Raw genomic sequence first — 19,878 nt, 5'->3', positions numbered from 1 at the left:
ATGACGAAGAAACCCGCCGGATTGCTCCGGCGGGCCCAAGGTCTGGCGTCAAGCGGACGGCTACTGCTGCTGGAGCTTCAGGATCCTGTTTGGTGCCGGATCCTGCTGCTGTTCAGCCTGCGGCAGGCGCCGTGGCAAGACCTGCTGCAGCAGCAGGCCGGGGTTGAGCTCCAGTGACGGCTGCCCGCGCATCGGCCGGCAGTTGGGATAGCGTCCAACCGTGCCTTCCGGGCAACGCCTCTTGAAGATCGGCTGGCACTGGCCATTGACCATCTGCGAGCCCGGTGCGCATTCCGCCTGCTGCCTGGGCTTGCGGCATGCGCCGTCGATCACATCGGTCCCACGCGGACAGACACACTCGCCGCGCTTGTTGTGGACCTGGCCGCGTATGTCGCACGGCTCCACCTGCGGCTGCTTGCGCCGGCAGGCATTGCCCTGCACCTCGGTACCCCGCGGGCAGACGCAATCGCCGTTGGCATCGTGCACCTGGCCCCGGATGGTGCACTGGTCGGGCTTCGGCCGGACCGGACGGCAGGCGCCGTTGCGCACCTCGGTGCCTTGCGGACAGACGCAATCGCCGTCGGCATTGCGGACTTGGCCGGGGATGCGGCACTGCTGAGGCTTCGGCCGGGCCGGGCGGCAGGCGCCGTTACGCACCTCGGTGCCTTGCGGACAGACGCAATCGCTGTTGGCATCGTGGATCTGGCCACGGATGGTGCACTGCTCGGGCCTGTCGGTCCTGACGCAGGCGCCGTTCTCCAGCGCTGTGCCGCGCGGGCAGACGCAGCGCCCGTCCTCGGTCCGGATCTGGCCTTCGAGCAGCACGCAGCGCTTGGGCGGCGGCACGGGAAGCGGCAGAAGATTGGTGCCGCCGCCGGTGCACTGGCCATTGCGGAAGGTGGTGCCTTCCGGGCAGACGCAGCGGCCGGCGTCGTTCATGACGAAGCCCGGCGAGCACTGGTTCTTCACCTCATGCGTGATGGTGAAGGGGTGGCACGCATAGGCCTTGCCGCGATCGCCCTGCACATTGGTCGCATCCTTGGACAGCACGTCGCCGCCGCCCTGGACCCGCGTGTCGGGAGACAGGACACCAACGCAGTTCTGGCCATTGACGTCGCCCTGCAGATTGGCAAGGCGCCCGTCGTCGGGAATGACCACTGTGACATGATGCGACTGGTTTTCGCCGGCCCCGAGCGTCAGGGTGGCTATGCAGGACAGAGGCAAGCTCGCCGGTTCGGGCGAGCAGCCGAAGGGCGGGTCGATCGAGGTGATCGCAACGCCGTCCAGCCGGCCGAGCCCTTCCACGCCGATCGCATCACCGATTCGGACCGGACCGGAGAAGGGGCTCGTTCCGTCATTGGAGATGGTGATGTCGAACGAGCAGGGCTGGCCCAGCCGGCATTCGCGGTCGCCGGTCTTCTCGACACGGATGGTCGAGGAGCCGCCGCCCTTGGCGCAGGCCTGGCCAATCGGGTAGACGACATCGTCGCCTTGCGCCGGCCCATAGGAGCCGCGCGCGCAGTTCTCGAACTCGCCATTGGCCGAGACCGTCACGTCGAAGTGGCGGCTGGTTCCGGGCGCCATGACGGCACCGGGAATCTGGCACGACAGCGTGTTGGCCGGAACCGGTCCGCACGCCCATTCCGCGCCGTCTGGAGTGACGGTCTGAATCTGGACGGGCGCGCCTCCCGACACCAGCGTGGCGGCATCGTTGACCCGCACCGGACCGGTGGGAGCCGCCGTGCCGGCGTTGGAGACGGTGATGCGGCAAGAAACGGCCGCGGCACCGGCCAGCGAGCCGCTGCACACCTTGGTGATGCGCAGGCCGGGCTGGCCACCATTGGGACGACGGATGCGCTCCTTGGCGCAGGCCTTGTTGTTGGTGAGGTCGATCTCACCGGGAACGGCCTTCACCTCGGCGCAGTTCTCGACCGTGTCCGACCGGTAATCGGCCGGCATGACCGCCTTGACGAAGATCGGCGTCGAGGCGCCCACGGGCAGCGCGATGCCGGGATTGTCGCAGCGGAACTGACCGGGGCCGTTCGGGCCGCATGTCCAGGGCGGGCTCGGCCCGAAGGTCGAGGAGGCCGGTGCGCCGCCGGGATAGTTGTCGATCACCGTCAGCGGCCCGGTATAGGTCGAGGTGCCGTTGTTGATGATGTCGATCACGAAGAAACAGACGCCGTCGGCCGTGCAGATTTCGGTGCGGGCACGCTTCTTCAGGATCAGGTCGACCTTCTTCTCGACCGGCGGCTGGCAGTCGCGGTCACGATCGCCACGGCGGCAGATCGGGATCGAGGCGCAGCCACGGTCGTTCGACTGGCTGCCGAACAACGGCTTGCCGCTGGCGGCATAGTTGTAGGCGGCGCAGTTGCGCAGCGCACCGCCCTGCCAGCCCCCGGCCGGCTTGAAGCCGAGCTTGAGGTCGACAAAGGCCCCCGGATTGAGCGTGGTCACCGGATAGGTGCACGTCATCGGGGTGGTGCCGGGCACGCAGACCCAAGGCGGATTGGGCCCTGAGCTCAGCGTCGAGCCGGCCGGCAGCGTCACCTCGTCGAGCACGATCTTGCCGTTGTAGGGCGCGGTGCCGACATTGGTGACCCTGATGGTGAAATCGCAGCCGCCGGCCATGGTGCAGCGCGCGACATCGGCGCGTTTCTCGACCTTGAGGTCCGGCTCCTTGTCCCTGGGCGGGCAACGCTGGTCACGCGGGATGACGATGTCGATGGTCTGCGTGCAGCACAGGCCCCAGCCTTCCTTCGGTCCGGCATAGGTCTCGATGCCGGTGACGACGAGATGGATGACGTCGCCGGGCGATGCGCCGACGATCTTCCAGTTGAGCACGCCGCCGCCCGCCGGCACCAGCTGGGTGTCAGGGATGATGGTGATGCCGGGCGTGGTCGTCGACACCTGTACCCACTTGCCGCCCATCTCCGGGCCGACCGGCATGTGGTAGATGAAGGCACCGCCGCCGGGTACGCAATCGACGGTGCCGCGTTCCACCTTGAAGCATTCCTTGCCGGGAGGTGGCGGCGGCGGTTCGCACTTGGTGACATCGATCTTGATCGAGGTCTTCACGCCGGTCTTGTAGTCGCCATCGTCGGGTTTGCTCGGATCCTGCGACGGGATGATGGTGCCGGTGCCGGCTCCGTTGCTCACCTTGATCAGGCCCTGATTGTCGATGATCGTCGGCGAAGGAAACGCAGCATGGTCGATCCTGGCCGTGATCTGGAAATTGATGACGCGTTCATTGGCGGCCCCGGCGCCGTCGAGATCGTCGGCGGAGAGCCGGAAGTCGGACACCGTTGCGGTATCGCTGGGACCCGCCGTGTTGCTGATCGTCGCGCCCGGCAGTGATCCGCCGGAGGCATCCGTGCCGTCGCCGGATACATTCACGTTGACGATGGCCAAGCCGTGCGGAAGCTGGTCCTTGAACTCGATCTTGAGTTTCTTCAGCAAGGCCACAAGACCCGGATCGGCAAAGCCCTGAGGATCACCGCGCAGGCCAAAGCTCAGGGAGTAGACGACATAGTCGCAGCCTCTCTGGGTGCCTTTCTTGGTGAAGAACGGCACGACCCGTTCCGGCCTCGGATTGACGACGCGCGAATTGTCGAGGTCGAGCCTCAGTTCCGGCGTGACCGGCGCGGCGTCTTCCGCGTGGCTTGCGAGGGGGGTGAGCATGGCGACCGCGACCCCGGCCGCCATCAGCCAGCGCGCGCCGCGCCTGGCGTATGACAGGGGTTTCATGATCGTCTCCATGACGATTAACAGCTTGTCGGTTGAGTTGTTTCGCGCGAGCGGGGAGAGTGTGAGATTGTTCATCTTCCCCTCCTCAACGTTCGCAGCTGACGGCTGGGGTGCGGAGCGGCAAGGTCATCTTGCAGCAAGGGTAGTAGCCACCCTTGTCCTTGTCGGACTTCCTGTAGAAGCAAAGTCCAACGTCTACTCTGTCGCCCGGATAGTGGCCGGTGATGTTGATCGTGTACGGCGTGCCGGGCGCATGCGACATGGGTGTGGTCACCCCGACGCCTGGCGTCCTGGACTTTGTCTCATTCGAAGGCTGGACCTTGATCGAATCGCCGCCGAAGCCGGCATGGTCATGGAGATAGAGATCGGCCTCGAGGCCCGAAGGCGTGCAGTAGTACCTGATATCTTCAACGTCGAGACACGGTGGCAGGTTGCCGGGCGGTGGGAAGTCCGGCGGGTAGAAGGGTGGCAGATAGCCGCCCGGGATTTCTTCATAATAGCCGGCGCGGCCATCGCAGGGGTGCCAGACGGCGACGTCGCCGACATGGCCTTCCACCTCGGGATCCTCGAAATAGCCGTCGAAATCGACGAACCAGGAGCCGAAGGGCGGCGCGTTGGCCGGCTTGACCAGATCCTTGGGCGTGATCTGCACGCCATGCACGGCGAGGGGGCCGCCGGCGGCGAGCTGTTCGGCGAGCGTCGGATTGTCGCGCAGCTTGTCGCCGGTGTTGACCAGCGTCTGCGTGCAGACCGAAGTGTCGAGATTGCCGTCGGCGTCATAGCCATATTGCAGGTCGAGGCCGCCGGCCGACTGCCTGAAACCTTGCGGGAAGCCGACCGCGTATTCCTGCGGCGCTTCCACCCAGACCGATTCCGTTGCCGGATCGTCCGGATTTTCCCTGAAGTAGCGGATGACCTCGCCCTTGCCGGAATCTGCGAAGCGGCTGTAGTCGTAGCGGTTCTCGATCGGGCCGCGCTGGGCGAGATACATGAAGCCGCTGTTGTCGAAGGCGATGTCGGTGACGGCGTAGTCCTTGTCGGCCTTGACCGTCAGCTCCCAGCGCGGGTCGCCGGCAAAGGTGCCGTCTCGGGCGATGCCGACCGACCAGACCTCCGATTTTTCGCCGACCGAATAATAGAGACGGCCGCCATGATAGGAAACGGCCCAGACGCGGCGTTCGTCCTGGGTGTAGCCCCAGGTCTCGGGGTCCTCCGTGTCGAACGCCGCGCCCTGTATGTCCATCACCGCGCCGTCGTCGGCGATCGGAGCCAGGCCATGCGCCGGCCGCCCGGCGACGCCATGATCGAAGGTGTCGATCAGCCTGCCATTGGCGTCCATGCGATGGATCAGGCCGGTGTCGAGGTCTGAGGCGAAGAACTGGCGGTGGCTGGGATCGAATGTGATATTGCCGATGCCAGGACCGCTGTTGGTGTCGATGTCGGCGAATTTGGCGACCTGGCCGGTGATGCCGTCGATCTTCCAGATGGTGCCCGGCCCGCCACCATTTTCGGTACCGAACTGGCCATCCATGAAGGTCGCGCCTGCCGTTCCACGGCGCTGCCGCTCCGGCCTGCCATCCTTGTCGGCGTCCGGCGTGACGATCTCGATGCCATGCAGCGAGGTGGCGGCGGCATAAAGGTTGGGAATGCCCGATGGCACCCCATCGCGCACGCCGTCATCATAGGTGAGGCCGAACACCTCGCCGATCTGGCCTGATGTCACCTCGAAAGGCGGCGGCGTGAAGACGAGCTGGCCCGATGCCGGTCCACCCAGGTGCGAAACGTCGAACACGCGCAAGGTGGCGCGCGTGGTGTCGATGAAGGTTTCGTCGACCGGATCGACGCCGGGCGGCAGGCCCTCGTCGAAATTGGGGATGACGGTGCCGGGAAAGCCGGTGACCGCCATCGAGCCTGGGTAGATGATCTGGGTGTCCTGCGCCCGGGCGGCGCCGCCAAGCCAGAGGCCGGCGGTCAGGGCGAATGCAAGAACGCCGCCGGTCTTCTTGACCAGGCGGCGCAAACGGCTGACGCGAGAAGACACTGACAGGCCGTGATCGCAAGACATAGAACTCCCCCCGAAGTCTACGGGAGGAATATCCGGCTGTGCCGCGCAAATCAGGGCAGGGCGCGGCGGTCCGGCACGTTCATCCCTGATCGAATTGTCTGCTTTCCTCTTCATTACGATACGCCTGCTCTTACCTAGGGTCAACGGAAGCAGCGGGAAGCCCAGCGCGTCGACACCGTCCCGAAGGCGGCGGTCGCGCCGAGTTCCTGTTGTTCCGGGAGACCGTGGAGCCTCTCGGTTGCTGGTCATGGGGACTTCCTTTCCGGGCCGCACCATGCGGCACCTGGACGTCAGTCGCGGGCGGAGGTGGAAAGGTTCATGAAAGCCTTGCGCAGAATGCTTGCGCCCGATGCTGCCTGTTCTTATATACGCGCCAAGCCGTCCGACGCCGGGGACACCGGTTGCCGAACGGGATTTCTTGTGAACAGGGGCTTTCGTCGGAACGCCTTCACGGGTCCTGAAAGCCTGCTTAGCGGAGAGACTAGAAAAATGGCAAAAGTAATCGGTATCGATCTCGGCACCACAAATTCCTGCATCGCCATCATGGATGGCAAGGAGCCGAAGGTGATCGAGAATGCGGAAGGCGCACGCACGACGCCTTCCATCGTCGCCATCTCTGGCGACGGCGAACGTCTGGTCGGCCAGCCGGCCAAGCGCCAGGCGGTCACCAATCCTGAAAATACCATCTTCGCGGTCAAGCGCCTGATCGGCCGCCGCTATGACGATCCGGTGACGGAGAAGGACAAGAAGCTTGTCCCCTACAAGATCGTCAAGGGCGACAATGGCGATGCCTGGGTCGAGGCCGGCGGCAAGAAGCAGTCGCCCTCGCAGATCTCGGCCATGATCCTGCAGAAGATGAAGGAGACGGCGGAAGCCTATCTCGGCGAAAAGGTCGAGAAGGCGGTCATCACCGTTCCGGCCTACTTCAACGATGCCCAGCGCCAGGCGACCAAGGATGCCGGCAAGATCGCCGGCCTTGAAGTGCTGCGCATCATCAACGAGCCGACGGCGGCAGCGCTTGCCTACGGCCTCGACAAGAAGGACGGCAAGACCATTGCCGTTTATGACCTTGGCGGCGGCACGTTCGACATTTCGGTGCTGGAAATCGGCGACGGCGTGTTCGAGGTGAAGTCGACCAATGGCGACACTTTCCTCGGCGGCGAGGATTTCGACATGCGCCTGGTCGAGTACCTGGCGGCCGAGTTCAAGAAGGAACAAGGCATCGACCTGAAGAACGACAAGCTGGCCCTGCAGCGCCTCAAGGAGGCGGCTGAAAAGGCCAAGATCGAGCTGTCTTCGACGACGCAGACCGAAATCAACCTACCCTTCATCACCGCCGACGCGACCGGGCCGAAGCATCTGACGCTGAAGCTGACGCGCGCCAAGTTCGAAAGCCTGGTCGAGGATCTCGTCCAGCGCACCATCGAGCCCTGCAAGGCGGCGCTCAAGGATGCCGGCCTGAAGGCCGGCGAGATCGACGAAGTGGTCCTGGTCGGCGGCATGACCCGCATGCCCAAGATCCAGGAGATCGTGAAGCAGTTCTTTGGCAAGGAGCCCCACAAGGGCGTCAACCCGGATGAGGTCGTCGCACTCGGCGCCGCCATCCAGGCCGGCGTGCTGCAGGGCGACGTCAAGGACGTGCTGCTGCTCGACGTGACGCCGCTGTCGCTCGGCATCGAGACGCTGGGTGGCGTGTTCACACGGCTGATCGAGCGCAACACGACGATCCCGACCAAGAAGAGCCAGGTGTTCTCGACCGCCGAGGATTCGCAGTCGGCGGTGACCATCCGGGTCTTCCAGGGCGAGCGTGAAATGGCGGCCGACAACAAGGCGCTTGGCCAGTTCGACCTGGTCGGCATTCCGCCGGCGCCGCGCGGCGTGCCGCAGATCGAGGTCACCTTCGACATCGACGCCAACGGCATCGTCAATGTTTCGGCCAAGGACAAGGGCACCGGCAAGGAGCACCAGATCCGCATCCAGGCTTCTGGCGGCCTTTCGGACGCCGACATCGAGAAGATGGTCAAGGACGCCGAGGCCAATGCCGAGACGGACAAGAAGCGTCGCGCCGTGGTCGAGGCCCGCAACCAGGCCGAGGCGCTGGTGCATTCTTCCGAGAAGTCGCTGAAGGAATATGGCGACAAGGTCTCGGAAGCCGAACGCACGGCGATATCGGATGCGATCGCGGCGCTGAAGACCGCGGCCGAGGGCGACGACGCGGCCGACATCGAGGCCAAGAGCCAGGCACTTGCCGAAGCTTCGATGAAGCTTGGCCAGGCCATGTACGAGGCTTCGCAGAAGGAAGCGGCGGAAGCCGACGCCAAGGCGGATGCCGCCAAGGACTCCGACGTGGTCGATGCCGATTTCGAGGAAATCGACGAGGACGACGACAAGAAGAAGTCGGCCTGAGCCGCCCGACGGCAAAATAAAGCGGAAAGCCCGGCGTAAAGCCGGGCTTTTTTGCAACCCTTGCCGAAAAAGTGCGGGGCCTTGCCGAAAAAACGACAGAAAAGCCCGGACAGGCGCACGCCAGCACTGGCATCCGGGCGGCACCAATCCTAAATCGAGACGACGTGCCGGCAAACGACGCAACAATGCATCAAGACGTTGAGCATCCGGACAGCGGGAAAAAATGAAAGCTGATTTCTACGAAACGCTGGGCGTGCAAAAGGGCGCCGACGAGAAGGAGCTCAAGAGCGCTTTCCGCAAGCTCGCCATGCAGTTCCATCCCGACCGCAACCCCGGCGATCATTCCTGCGAGCACAAGTTCAAGGAAATCAACGAAGCCTACGAGACGCTGAAGGACCCGCAGAAGCGCGCGGCCTATGACCGCTTCGGTCACGCCGCCTTCGAGCAGGGCATGAATGGCGGCGCGCAAGGCTTTGGCGCCGGCGGCTTCGCCGACATCTTCGAGGATATTTTCGGCGACATGATGGGCGGGCGTCAGCGCCGCTCGTCGGGTGGCCGCGAGCGCGGCGCCGACCTGCGCTACAACATGGAAATCTCGCTGGAAGAGGCCTTCGCGGGAAAAACCGCGCAGATTCGCGTGCCGGCCTCGATCTCCTGCTCCGAATGCTCCGGCAGCGGCGCCAAGCCCGGCACCCAGCCTGTCACCTGCTCGATGTGCCACGGCCACGGCAAGGTGCGCGCCACGCAAGGCTTTTTCTCGATCGAGCGCACCTGCCCGCAATGCCAGGGCCGCGGCCAGACCATCAAGGATCCATGCCCGAAATGCGCCGGCCAGGGCCGCGTCACCGAGGAGCGCTCGCTGTCGGTCAACATTCCGGCCGGCATCGAGGACGGCACCCGCATCCGCCTGGCCAATGAGGGCGAGGCCGGCCTGCGCGGCGGGCCTTCGGGCGACCTCTACATTTTCCTGGCGGTGAAGCCGCACGAATTCTTCCAGCGCGATGGCGCCGATCTCTACTGCAAGGTGCCGATCTCGATGACGACGGCAGCTCTTGGCGGCTCGTTCGAGGTGACGACGCTGGACGGCAGCCAGACCAAGGTGAAGGTGCCCGAAGGCACCCAGAACGGGCGCCAGTTCCGGCTCAAGGGCAAGGGCATGCCGGTGTTGCGCCAGCCCAATGTCGGCGATCTCTATATCCAGACCGCGGTCGAGACGCCGCAGAACCTTACCCGCCGCCAGCGCGAGTTGCTGGAGGAATTCGAACAGCTCTCCTCGCAGGAGAATTCGCCCCAATCGAGCGGGTTTTTCGCCCGCATGAAGGATTTCTTCGAATCCTTCGGCGAGCGTTGATCGAGCAGGAATGGCGCGTGGTCGGATGAAACGCGCCGAATCCCGAGGCGCGACGAAATCTATCTTATCCACGACATCGGCATGGCCGTGCCTTGCCTTGCGTCAACCAGGTGTTAAGTAGCTTGCGGGGAGCGTTGAGGAGAGCTTGCATGACACGTGGTCACGGACTGCGGAAGGCGCTAGCCGAGAAGTTCGACGACGAACTCAAATTCTTCAAGGGCTGGATCGACAAACCCAAGACGGTCGGCTCGATCGTTCCGACCAGTTCGGTCACGGCGCGCAAGATGGCCTCGATCGTCAATCCCAGGTGCGGCCTGCCGGTGCTCGAGGTCGGCCCCGGAACCGGGGTCATCACTCGCGCCATCCTCGCCCAGGGCGTGCGGCCCGAAAACCTCTACGCGGTCGAATACAACACCGATTTCGTCCGCCACCTGCGTCGCCTCTATCCCGGCGTCAACGTCATCGAGGGCGATGCCTTCAACCTCAACGCCACGCTTGGCGAGCGGAGCGGGATGGTCTTCGATTCCGTCGTGTCCGGCGTGCCGTTGCTCAACTTCCCGGTCGCCCAGCGTATCGCCTATATAGAGAGCCTGCTTGACCGTATCCCGGCTGGCCGGCCTATCGTGCAGCTGACCTATGGCCCGATGTCGCCGATCCCGGCCGGACGTGGCGACTATACGGTCAAGCATTTCGATTTCATCATCCGCAACATCCCGCCGACGCAGCTGTGGATCTATCGCAGGGAAGCGCATTAGTTCCTCTGCGGTGCAGAATTCTGCTCCGCTGCGCTCCGCGGCCAAGGTCACGGCATGGATCCCAGGGTCTCCGCGACGGAACTTCGCTCCTGCTTCGTCCAGGGATGACGAAGTTGGCGTTGATTTGATCGAACCTTGGCTGTACCTGTCCGGGAGCAAGGATGGCTAATGGCAGTGATCCCCAGAATCCTCGTCTTCGCCGGGTCGAACCGGACGGGCGCCTATAGCGGCAGGACCGCCGACGTGGCGCAGAAGGAACTTGCGGTGCAGGGCGCCGAGGTGACCCGCATTTCGCTCGCAGACTATCCCCTGCCGATCCTCGACGAGGACCTTGAGAAGGAAAAGGGCGTTCCGGAAAACGCCGTCAAGCTCGGCCGCCTGATCGCCGCGCATGACGGGATGCTGATCGCCACGCCGGAATACAATGGCTCGATCCCGCCGCTGCTGAAGAACACGATCGATTGGGTTAGCCGCGTGCGCCGCGATGGCGGCCGGCCGGTCAGGCCGCTTGCCGGCAAGGTGGCCGCCCTCTGCTCCTCCTCCAACGGACACTTCGCCGGCATCCGCTGCATCAACCATCTGCGCGCCGTGCTGGTGCGCTGCCAGATGGAGGTGGTGACGCCGGAATGCTCGGTGCCCGACGGCGACGACGCCTTCGCGGAAGGCGGCAATTTTCGTGACGAGAGACTGCACAAATCGATGGAGCATCTATGCCGCACGCTGATCGAAACCTCGCGCATGCTGTCCACGCGGATCGAGGCGTGATCTCCGCAACCATGCAGACCCAGCCCATGCAGGCGAAATCCATGCAGGAAAGACTGATCGTCGGTCTCGACGTGCCGACCGTGAGGGAAGCCGAGCAGGCGGTGCGCGAACTCGACGGCGTCGTCTCCTTCTACAAGATCGGCTATCAGCTGGCCTTCGCCGGCGGACTGGACTTCGCCAGGGAACTGGCCAGCGGCGGCACCAGGATCTTCCTCGACATGAAGCTGCTCGACATCGACCACACGGTGGCCAAGGGCGTCGAGAACATAGTCAAGATGGGCATGACCATGCTGACCATCCACGCCTATCCGAAGGCAATGCGCGCGGCGGTGGAGGCGGCACGCGGCAGCGACCTTTGCCTGCTCGCCGTCAGCGTGCTGACCTCGATGGACGAGCAGGACATGATCGATGTCGGCTATGAATATGATCCGCACACGCTGGTGCTCAGGCGTTCGGAACAGGCGCTGCACGCCGGCATGGGCGGCATCGTCTGCTCGGCCGCCGAAGCCGAAGCCGTGCGCCGCATCGTCGGACCCGACATGGCGGTGGTAACGCCCGGCATCCGGCCGGCGGGCAGCGACCATGGCGACCAGAAACGCGTGGTGACGCCGGCGCAGGCGATCCGCAACGGTGCCAGCCACCTTGTCGTGGCTCGGCCGATCGTCGCGGCGGCCAACCGACGCGAGGCGGCCGAAGCCATTCTGGAAGAAATGCGCTCTGCCTGAGGGCCAGTTCCAAACTCCGCCCCGGCGGCGGCGTTTTCCGCGCTTCCGATGCTCCGCCGCTTTGGGTACGCTGCGCTTGTCCCCCTGCGGTGACCCAAGAACCACGAGCCGTCGCGGGGCGATTCTTAAGACCGGTCCTCGCTTGACGGACAGAAACTCGGAGAAAAAGCATGCCCAAGGGATATTGGATCGCCCGCGTCGATGTGCGCGATGCCGAAGGCTACAAGGACTACGTCGCCGCTTCAAAGCTGGCCTTCGACCGGTTCGGCGCCAAATTCCTGGCGCGCGGCGGCGCGCATGAAAAGGCCGAAGGGCCAGGGCGCGGACGCAACGTGATCATCGAATTCGAATCGCTCGCGGTCGCGCATGACTGCTATCACTCACCCGAATACCAGCGCGCTGTCGCCATCCGCCAGAAGGTCGCCGACGGCGAGATCGTGCTGGTCGAAGGCATCTGAGACCCCATTTCGGTAGAGTGGGAGCTGGGAATGATCCCGGCGAAGTCGTGAAGGCGCGCCCCGTGCTTGGCCCAAGGGCGCAGCACCCACTCCGAAGCCCACATCATCCGTAATGTTGTCAGCCAGCCGTGCGGCCTGGCCGACGACCCGCCACAGCCGTTGGCCGGCAACGGGACAACGCTAGCCATCCAGCAATCGAGGTCAGAGCCCGATAGCTTCGTTGAGCAGGGCGAGGCGGGAACGATTGACGATTGACATGCAGGTATTTGCCTGCATATTATGACCCCACAACAGATTGAGACCGATGGACGCCGACAAGGTTTTCAAAGCGCTGGGCGACCCGACACGCAGAAGGCTGCTTGACCTTCTCTGCGAGAAGAACGGGCAGACGCTCGGCCAGCTTTGCGAACATCTGGACATGGCAAGGCAATCCGCCACCCAGCACATCGACCTCCTGGAGGCGGCCAATCTGGTGAGCACGGTCAAGCGCGGCCGCGAGAAGCTGCACTTCATCAACCCGGTGCCGCTGCACGAAGTCTACGAGCGCTGGGTGCGAAAGTTCGAACGGCAGCGGCTCAGCCTGCTGCACGACCTGAAGCAAGAACTCGAAGGAGAGGGCCAATGACCCGAGAGACGACCAGTTTTGTCTACGTGACCTATATCCGCTCGACGCCGCAAAAGGTGTTCGAGGCCATAACCAGGCCAGACATCGCACGGCGCTACTGGGGTCACGAAAACGTCTCCGACTGGAAGGCGGGATCGAAATGGGAACATATCCGCGCCAATGACGAGCGCACCGTCGAACTGGTCGGCAAGGTCGTCGAAATCGAACCGCCGACCCGTCTGGTGATGACCTGGGCGAACGCCTCGCAGGCCGACGACCCGTCCAAATACAGCCGGGTGACGTTCGGCATCGAGGAATACGACACCATGGTGCGGCTGACCGTCACCCATGACGAACTCGAAGCCGGCAGCGGCATGGCGAAAGGCGTCAGCCAGGGCTGGCCGGCCGTGCTGTCCAGCATGAAATCCTTCCTCGAAACCGGCAGCGGCATCGACCTTTTCGCCAAGCCGAAATCGGCCTGACATGCCGGGATATCGTGCGGAACCAGGCCAGCGGAGAACGACAATGACCAAGCGCTATCGAGGCGGCTGCGCGTGCGGCGCGATCCGCTATGAGACCAGCGGCGAGCCGATCTTCCAGAACCATTGCCAATGCCGCGACTGCCAGAGGCGCGCCGGCACTGGCCACGGATCCTATCTGACCTTCGGCCAGCGCGCCGATATGGCGATTACCGGCGACGCGAGCACCTGGCGGGTGGCCGCTGACAGCGGCAACGAAAAGATCCACGCCTTCTGCCCGACCTGCGGAACACCGGTCTATCTGACATATGTCGCCATGCCGGAGCTGATCACGGTTTCCGCGGCCAGCCTCGACGACCCCAGCGATTTCAAGCCGCAGGCCGTCACCTACACGATCCGCGGCCATGGCTGGGATATTCTCGATCCTTCCTTGCAGGCATTCGAGCGAATGCCTGCGGGATAGCCGGTGTACTAAGTCACCGCCGAATGCTCGTCGCTGGCCAGTGCTTCCGCCTGGTGGCGATGCCCGAGCGTTTCGTAGCCGACGACGGTGACGGCCGGCGCCAGCATCAGGATGACGAGGCAGACCGCCATATCGACACCGGCAAGCGCGGCGAGGATGGCAAGCGCCACGACCGCCGCCGTCGCGACCAGCAGCCAGATGTGGAACGGGTCGAAGCGCCTGACGAGATAGGTGTAGAGCGCATAGATCGCCGCCAGGAAGACACTGACAGGAATCGCGGTGGCAAGCAGCGTCGCAAGCGGGCCGACATGCGCCTTGTGCTCGATGAAGTAGGCCGCGACATGCAGGCCGGCGCCGGTCGCGACGATGGCGGTGACGATCAGCATCTGGCCATAGCCCCAGACGAAAGCGCGGTTGCGGTGGGCGTGCAATATCGGCGCTGAGGGCAGCATGTAATAGACCCACCACATGCCGAAGGTGAGCCCGGTGCCGGCGATGCAGACCAGGGCCGCGTCCAGGGACCAGCCCTGTTCCTCGACCACGGCCGACAGGCTCGCGAGCGTGCCGACAACCCCTTCCCCCAGCGCGATGATGGCGAACAGGCTGTAACGCTCGGCCATGTGGTGCGCATGCCACGGCGTGCCGCCATCCCTGCGTTCGGCGACCACCGGCCCCGCCAGCTCGATGAGGCCGAGGATGATGGCCAGTATGATGCTGGTGCCGACCGGGAAATCGACGACGATCTGCACCACCCAGCCGATCTGGGCAACCGCGATTGCCTTGGCATAGGTAAGGCAGGCGCGGCGCCGGGCGGGATCCTGTCTCGCGGCGCGCAGCCACTGGAAGATCATGGCCACCCGCATGATCACATAGCCAAGCACCATCACCGAATTGTCGAGATGCTCGCCGTGCTCGATGGAAGCGAACATGCGTGGCAGGCCGACGGCCAGCACCAGCACGCCGATCATCTGCACCATGGTGACGAGGCGGAAAACCCAGTCGTCGGTGTCATAGGCCGAGGAGAACCAGGAGAAATTGATCCAGGCCCAGCAGATGGCGAAGCTGGCGAAAGCAAAGCCGAGCAAGGCCGAGGTGTAATGGCCTTCCGCCAGTGCGTGGGCCAGCTGCGAGGAGGCAAAGCTGAACGCCGTGACGAAGGTCAGATCGAACAGAAGTTCGAGCGGGGTGGCGACACGATGCCCTTCATGCGGATCGCGCCCGGTCATCCGCCTGATGTGATGGTGCAGGGTTTCAGGGACGACAGGCGTGGTGTTCATCGCGCGGCCTTGGCAGGAGTAAGTTGTCAAGCCGACACTAAGGGCAGAGCGGGACGCGTCAAGGCGTGCGGCCCGAGCCGCACGCCGCCAAGTTCGGCGGTTTCGGCAGTGCCGTCTATAGACGCTTCTGGCCGATCAGCCGGCTCGCCGCGGTTTCGGCCATGGCGTCGGCAAGCTCCAGACCCCACTGCTGGCGGCAATAGGCGCGGAAATCGAAGCAGGGCAGGCCGGGGCAGACCTCGAATTCGATCAGATGAACCGTGTCGTCCGCCTCGACGCGCAGGTCGACGGAAAACACGTCGCGCAGGCCAAGCCCGCTGATCAGCCGCCCGGCGATCGCACGAATCCTGGCATCGGCGGCGGGTTGAAGGTCGGCGACGGCAACCAGTTCCGGCTCGGCATAGAGTCCCGCCGCCTTCGCGGCCTCGCCGGTTTCACCGTAGAGCGCCAGACTGTCGGCCATGGTCTGGAAATCGCCGCCCGAATCGACAAAGGCAATGCCGAGCGCTTCGGTGCCGGTTTCCGGCGTCAGCCCGAGGAAGCTGGCGCGCACGTTGCGGCCGGCGACATAGGGCTGGACGACGACGTCGTCACGATAGGCGGCAAAGACGCGCCGGCTAAGCTCCAGCGCGTGACCGAGATCGGCCGCACGCGAATCCGGCCAGATGCCGATCTTGGCGCCGAGCCGGTTTGGCTTGACGAACCAGCCGGCGGCGGAAGCCGGCGGCTCGACCAGCCATTTGCCATTCCGGGCAAGGCCGGCCTGCGGCACCGGCAGGCCGAGCGCGCCGAGCACTGCGCCAGAGCGGAACTTGTCCTGGCAGAGCGCGAACAGCGAATCGTCGGCGCCGATGGTCCTCAATCCCTTGAGCCTGGCCAGCGCGGGAGCGGCGCCGCCACGGAAATAGGCGACGCCGTCGGACAGCGTCCAGATCAGCGTGTTCTCCGCATCCCCGCCGTCAAGCGCCTGGGCGGCATCGTCGAGTGCCACCGGCGTAAAGGTGAGACCGCGTGCCTCGCAGGCGGCGGCAAGGGCACCGAATTCAGGGGCAAGATCCGTCGATTGTGCCAGGTAGGACGAGATTTCGGCGGCGCGCTGCGGTGGGTGGCCGTCGGAGATCAATCGGTCGAAGCAGGCCTTTTCCGGCTCGTAGACAAGGATCAGCTTTGGCTTGTGGCTCGACATCGATGAACGGTTCCTGGAGCATGATGCCGAAAAGCGCGGAGCGGTTTTCGGACGACATAATGCTCTATCTCTTCGATTTGGAGACGGCTTCAGATTTCAGGTCGAATCGACCTGAAATCATCCGACTCCGGCGGTGCGATCGCCTACCATCGCACGGCGGACGCAAACGGCTTTCGGGAAACCGACGCAGGCCAGACGCCTGCGTGATAGCAGCGCCAGAGCGGTGACCGATCCGTTCAGGCGATCAGCACGCGCGGCTCAAAGCGGCCGTTGACGGGAATATCGATGAGGAAGGTCATGCCTGCCTGCGGGTCGAGCTGGCGCTGTTTGTCATCCTTACCTTTCCAGGCCGAAGTCACCGCCAGCCGGTCGGCTTTGGCGCCGACGAAGGCCGGGCAGGACGCCTGCGTCACCGGCATTGGAATTTCGCGCAACAATGTTCCATCGGGCGAATAGGCCTTGACCGCCTTACCGCCCCACACCGCGTTCCACAGCACGCCGTCGCGGTCGACGACGGAGCCGTCGACGTAGCCCTTCGAAGAGCGATGATCCACGAACACTTTCGACTCGCCAACCGGCAGACCAGTCGACGGATCGCAGGCGACGCGCATCAAAAGGCCGGTCGCGGTGTCGGTGTAATAGGCGATCGTTCCGTTCTCGGAAAAACAGATCGAGTTCGACACGGTAATGTCGGAAAACAGTTTGCGCAGCTCACCCTTGAAAAACCAGAAGATCGAGCCCGCGTCCTTGCGCTCGTCCTTGGCCATGGTGCCGACCCAGAAGGCACCGCAGGGATGGACGCGGGAATCATTGGAGCGGGTGACCGGATTGTCGGCTTCGATCGGCGTGTGCAGAGCCATCTTGCCTGTCGCGACGTCGCGGACAAAAAGCCCCGTCTCGGTGGCGATCAGCTGCCGCTTGTCGTCGATGATGGCGATGGCGCTCGCCATCTGGCCGAGATCATGGACCTTGGTCGCGCCGCCCGACAGCTGCTTCTCCAGAAGCTGGCCGTTGACGATGTCGAACCAGAACAGCGCGTCGGTGGCGGGATCGTAGCTCGGTCCTTCGCCGAGCTGGCAGACATGGTCGGAAAAAACGGAAACGATCGCTTCAATCATCATGCGTCTCCGAACACCGCATCCCAGGCCGCGACGGCGGCGTGCGCACGCACCGCCACATCGTCGACGCTCATGCCGGGCTTGAACAGGCTGGAGCCGAGGCCGAAGACCGTGACCCCGACCGCCTTGTAGCCGGCAAAATCCTTCTCCGAAACGCCGCCGACCGCGCCGACCAGGGTCTGTGCCGGCAGCACCGCCCGGATCGCCGAAATGCCGCCTGCCCCGAGCACGCTCGCCGGAAAGAATTTCAGGGCCGAAGCGCCGAGCCGGATCGCCTGGAAAGCCTCGGTGGGCGTGAACACGCCGGGCATCGTCACCATGCCATAGTGCGTGGCACGCGCCATCACCTCGGCATCGATGTTGGGACTGACCAGGAGCCGCCCGCCGGCCTTGTGCAGGCCGTCGACATCGGCCGCCGTCAGAACCGTGCCGGCGCCGACCAGGGCCGACTTCGGCAGCACTTGGACAATCCTGGCGATCGACGAGAATGGCTGGGGCGAGTTGAGCGGCACTTCAATCGCCTCGATGCCGGCGTCGAACAGCGCCTGCCCCATGGCAATCGCCTCAGTCGGCTTCAGGCCGCGCAGGATGGCGACCAGCCCGCGCTTGAGCTTCGGAAAGGCTGCGGTCTCGGTCATGCCAAGGCTCCGGTTCTGGCGATCATGCCGTTCTCGCGCGCGGCCTCGACAAGGCCGGCACGCACCGCTTCATCCGCATCGACCGTGCGGAAGGCAAGTCCTGCAAGGTCAAGCGCGGCCGAATAGAGCGATGCGAGCGCGCCGGACGCGATCAGCACGACCGGCGCGTCGCCGGCGCCGTAGCGGCGCTTCGCCGAGGCGATCTCGCCGCCGATCAAAAGCCCGGACAGGCAGGCCGACGCATCCTGCGACCGCAGGTCCTGCAGGAGCCCGGCGGCACGGATGGCGAACAGCTTGGAGGTGACGTCGCCGCCCTCGCCAAGCGCGCGTTCGCACCATTGCCGGAAGAATGGGTTGTCCACGGCCACCGGAGCCGGATGCTCGCCCAGCGAATGCTTGAGGATCGAATGCTCCGCCAGTACCGAGAACAATTCGCCCGTCGGCCAGGTGCCGAAGCCGGCGACCGCGCCCTCCTCGACCACGACCCATTTCGAGTGCGTGCCCGGCATGCAGGCGAGATGCCGCCCCTTTGCCGGCAAACCAGCCCCGGCAAGCTGCGTTTCCTCGCCGCGCATGACATCCGGCGCGTCGGCCAGACGCTGGGCAAGGCCCGGCACGATGCGGATGTCGCGGCGCCCGTCCTCGACGCGGGCCGCACCGCGCAGGATGGCGCCGATCGGCGCCGGCACGGGCACATAGGGCGCCTCGATCCAGCCTTGGCGGGAGCCGGCCATGCCGCAGATGATGACGGGCAATTTTTCCGGTGCCCCCATGGCGCGAAGGTGAGCCTCGAGGACGTTGGAGAACCCCTTTTCGCGCGCCGTGATCAGGCCGTCATCGCCGCGACGCTCCGCGAGCACCTTGCCGCTGCCGTCGATGAGCCATGCCCGAAGCCGGGTCGTGCCCCAGTCGAGCGCCGCGACCGCCGGAGCGTTGCTGGGTGGGCTCACAGGAAGCCTCCATCGACGATCAGCATTTGCGCCGTCAGCATGCGCGACGCGTCCGAGGCCAGGAACAGCACCGTGCCGACCATGTCGTCCGGACGCATGACGTCCTTGATGCATTGCTTGGCGACATGGGCGGCAAGCGCCCCTTCGGTCACCCAGCGTTCCTGCTGGCGTTCGGTGATCACCCAGCCGGGCGCGACGGCGTTGACCCGGATGCGGTCGGGTCCGAGCTTGCCGGCCAGGCCCTTTGTCAAACCGAGGATGCCCGCCTTGGCGGCGGTGTAGGCCGGCATGTCGGGGTGGTTGATGAGGTAGGATGTCGAGGTGAAATTGATGATCGAGCCGCCGCCGGCCCGCTTCATGCCCGGCGCCACCGCCTGCGCGGTGAAGAAATGCGGCCGCAGATTGATCGCCTGGTTGTTGTCCCAGAACTCCACCGTCACGTCCTCGATGGCATGGCGCTCGTCCCACGCGGCATTGTTGATGAGCACCGTGACATCGCCATGCGCCTCGGCCGCCTTGGCCGCCGAGGCCCGCAGCGCCTCGATGTCGCGCAGATCGGTCTTGAGGTAAAGCGGCCGCCGGCCGAACTCCTTCTCGATGCGGTCGGCAAGCAGCGTGCTCGGGCCGTCGGCGATGTCGATGAAGGCGACGTTGGCGCCCTGGCGCACAAACCCCTCGGTCAGGGCCGCGCCGATCCCGGACCCGCCGCCGGTGATCAGCACCGAGGCTCCCTTGAGGTCGGCAAAATCCGCCGATGGCATCATGTCTTTTCTCTCCTCGCACATGACCCCGAAAATCGGATCGATTTTCGGAAAGGCTCATGTGCAAACCAAAACTGCTGCAGCGTCCTTTACGCGTGCTGAAGGACGCGTGGCGCTGCAGCCCAACCGG

General features: G+C 64.7%; 17 protein-coding genes. 9 read left to right on the top strand and 8 right to left on the bottom strand.

Annotated elements, in window-relative coordinates; translation table 11 throughout:
• Nucleotides 1-60 precede the first annotated feature (60 nt).
• Together AC07SZ_RS11960 and AC07SZ_RS11955 are read right to left on the bottom strand one after the other, a co-directional pair.
• Nucleotides 61-3,822, bottom strand: a complete 3,762-nt coding sequence (locus AC07SZ_RS11960; RefSeq protein ID WP_494914375.1) for a DUF7929 domain-containing protein — start codon at nt 3,820-3,822, stop codon at nt 61-63.
• Nucleotides 3,823-3,832: 10 nt separating this feature from the next.
• Nucleotides 3,833-6,088 (bottom strand): hypothetical protein, encoded by a 2,256-nt coding sequence (locus AC07SZ_RS11955; protein ID WP_494914374.1) that lies wholly within the window; start codon nt 6,086-6,088, stop codon nt 3,833-3,835.
• Between the two features lie 213 nt (nt 6,089-6,301).
• On the opposite strand from AC07SZ_RS11955, the gene dnaK reads away from it, so the two are divergent.
• The 9 genes from dnaK to AC07SZ_RS11910 all read left to right on the top strand — a co-directional run bounded on the left by dnaK (nt 6,302) and on the right by AC07SZ_RS11910 (nt 13,818).
• Nucleotides 6,302-8,218 carry a molecular chaperone DnaK gene (gene dnaK, locus AC07SZ_RS11950; protein WP_056573851.1) on the top strand — a complete coding sequence of 639 codons (1,917 nt, stop codon included), beginning with the start codon at nt 6,302-6,304 and terminating at the stop codon, nt 8,216-8,218.
• 223 nt (nt 8,219-8,441) lie between these two features.
• Nucleotides 8,442-9,569 carry a molecular chaperone DnaJ gene (gene dnaJ, locus AC07SZ_RS11945; protein WP_056573856.1) on the top strand — a complete coding sequence of 376 codons (1,128 nt, stop codon included), beginning with the start codon at nt 8,442-8,444 and terminating at the stop codon, nt 9,567-9,569.
• 149 nt (nt 9,570-9,718) lie between these two features.
• The gene (gene pmtA / locus AC07SZ_RS11940) at nt 9,719-10,324 is read left to right on the top strand and encodes a phospholipid N-methyltransferase PmtA (protein ID WP_494914372.1); all 606 of its coding nucleotides are present in this window, start codon (nt 9,719-9,721) and stop codon (nt 10,322-10,324) included.
• A gap of 168 nt (nt 10,325-10,492) precedes the next feature.
• Entirely contained in the window at nt 10,493-11,089 is a 597-nt protein-coding gene (locus tag AC07SZ_RS11935) for an NADPH-dependent FMN reductase (protein ID WP_494914371.1), read from the top strand.
• A 26-nt stretch (nt 11,090-11,115) separates the two neighbouring features.
• Complete coding sequence (gene pyrF, locus AC07SZ_RS11930) at nt 11,116-11,814, top strand: orotidine-5'-phosphate decarboxylase (protein ID WP_056576310.1); 699 nt, start codon at nt 11,116-11,118, stop codon at nt 11,812-11,814.
• Nucleotides 11,815-11,984: 170 nt separating this feature from the next.
• Complete coding sequence (locus tag AC07SZ_RS11925) at nt 11,985-12,272, top strand: DUF1330 domain-containing protein (RefSeq protein WP_056573865.1); 288 nt, start codon at nt 11,985-11,987, stop codon at nt 12,270-12,272.
• A 304-nt stretch (nt 12,273-12,576) separates the two neighbouring features.
• The gene (locus tag AC07SZ_RS11920) at nt 12,577-12,897 is read left to right on the top strand and encodes an ArsR/SmtB family transcription factor (RefSeq protein WP_056573871.1); all 321 of its coding nucleotides are present in this window, start codon (nt 12,577-12,579) and stop codon (nt 12,895-12,897) included.
• Nucleotides 12,894-13,358, top strand: a complete 465-nt coding sequence (locus AC07SZ_RS11915; protein WP_172371452.1) for an SRPBCC family protein — start codon at nt 12,894-12,896, stop codon at nt 13,356-13,358. The genes AC07SZ_RS11920 and AC07SZ_RS11915 overlap by 4 nt, the downstream gene beginning before the upstream one ends.
• A 43-nt stretch (nt 13,359-13,401) precedes the next feature.
• A complete protein-coding gene (locus tag AC07SZ_RS11910; RefSeq protein ID WP_494914370.1) occupies nt 13,402-13,818 on the top strand; it encodes a GFA family protein in 417 nt (138 codons plus the stop codon).
• 8 nt (nt 13,819-13,826) lie between these two features.
• On the opposite strand, the gene AC07SZ_RS11905 is transcribed toward AC07SZ_RS11910, so the two are convergent.
• The 6 genes from AC07SZ_RS11905 to AC07SZ_RS11880 form a co-directional block, all read right to left on the bottom strand.
• Nucleotides 13,827-15,095 (bottom strand): low temperature requirement protein A, encoded by a 1,269-nt coding sequence (locus AC07SZ_RS11905; protein WP_494914369.1) that lies wholly within the window; start codon nt 15,093-15,095, stop codon nt 13,827-13,829.
• A 115-nt stretch (nt 15,096-15,210) separates the two neighbouring features.
• A complete protein-coding gene (locus AC07SZ_RS11900) occupies nt 15,211-16,281 on the bottom strand; it encodes a D-alanine--D-alanine ligase family protein (RefSeq protein WP_494914368.1) in 1,071 nt (356 codons plus the stop codon).
• Between the two features lie 236 nt (nt 16,282-16,517).
• Nucleotides 16,518-17,399: an SMP-30/gluconolactonase/LRE family protein gene (locus AC07SZ_RS11895; RefSeq protein ID WP_494914367.1), complete on the bottom strand. Its 882-nt coding sequence runs from the start codon at nt 17,397-17,399 to the stop codon at nt 16,518-16,520.
• Nucleotides 17,399-18,037, bottom strand: coding sequence for a 2-dehydro-3-deoxy-6-phosphogalactonate aldolase (locus AC07SZ_RS11890; RefSeq protein ID WP_172371458.1), 639 nt, complete (start codon nt 18,035-18,037; stop codon nt 17,399-17,401). The genes AC07SZ_RS11895 and AC07SZ_RS11890 overlap by 1 nt, the downstream gene beginning before the upstream one ends.
• Nucleotides 18,034-18,987, bottom strand: a complete 954-nt coding sequence (locus AC07SZ_RS11885) for a 2-dehydro-3-deoxygalactonokinase (RefSeq protein WP_494914366.1) — start codon at nt 18,985-18,987, stop codon at nt 18,034-18,036. The genes AC07SZ_RS11890 and AC07SZ_RS11885 overlap by 4 nt, the downstream gene beginning before the upstream one ends.
• Nucleotides 18,984-19,751: an SDR family NAD(P)-dependent oxidoreductase gene (locus AC07SZ_RS11880; protein WP_494914365.1), complete on the bottom strand. Its 768-nt coding sequence runs from the start codon at nt 19,749-19,751 to the stop codon at nt 18,984-18,986. Before AC07SZ_RS11880 ends, AC07SZ_RS11885 begins: the two co-directional genes overlap by 4 nt.
• Between the last annotated feature and the right edge of the window lie 127 nt (nt 19,752-19,878).

The organism is Mesorhizobium sp. GW821-FHT07A06 (genome assembly GCF_059419085.1).
This window is presented reverse-complemented; position numbering and strand designations above follow the sequence as displayed.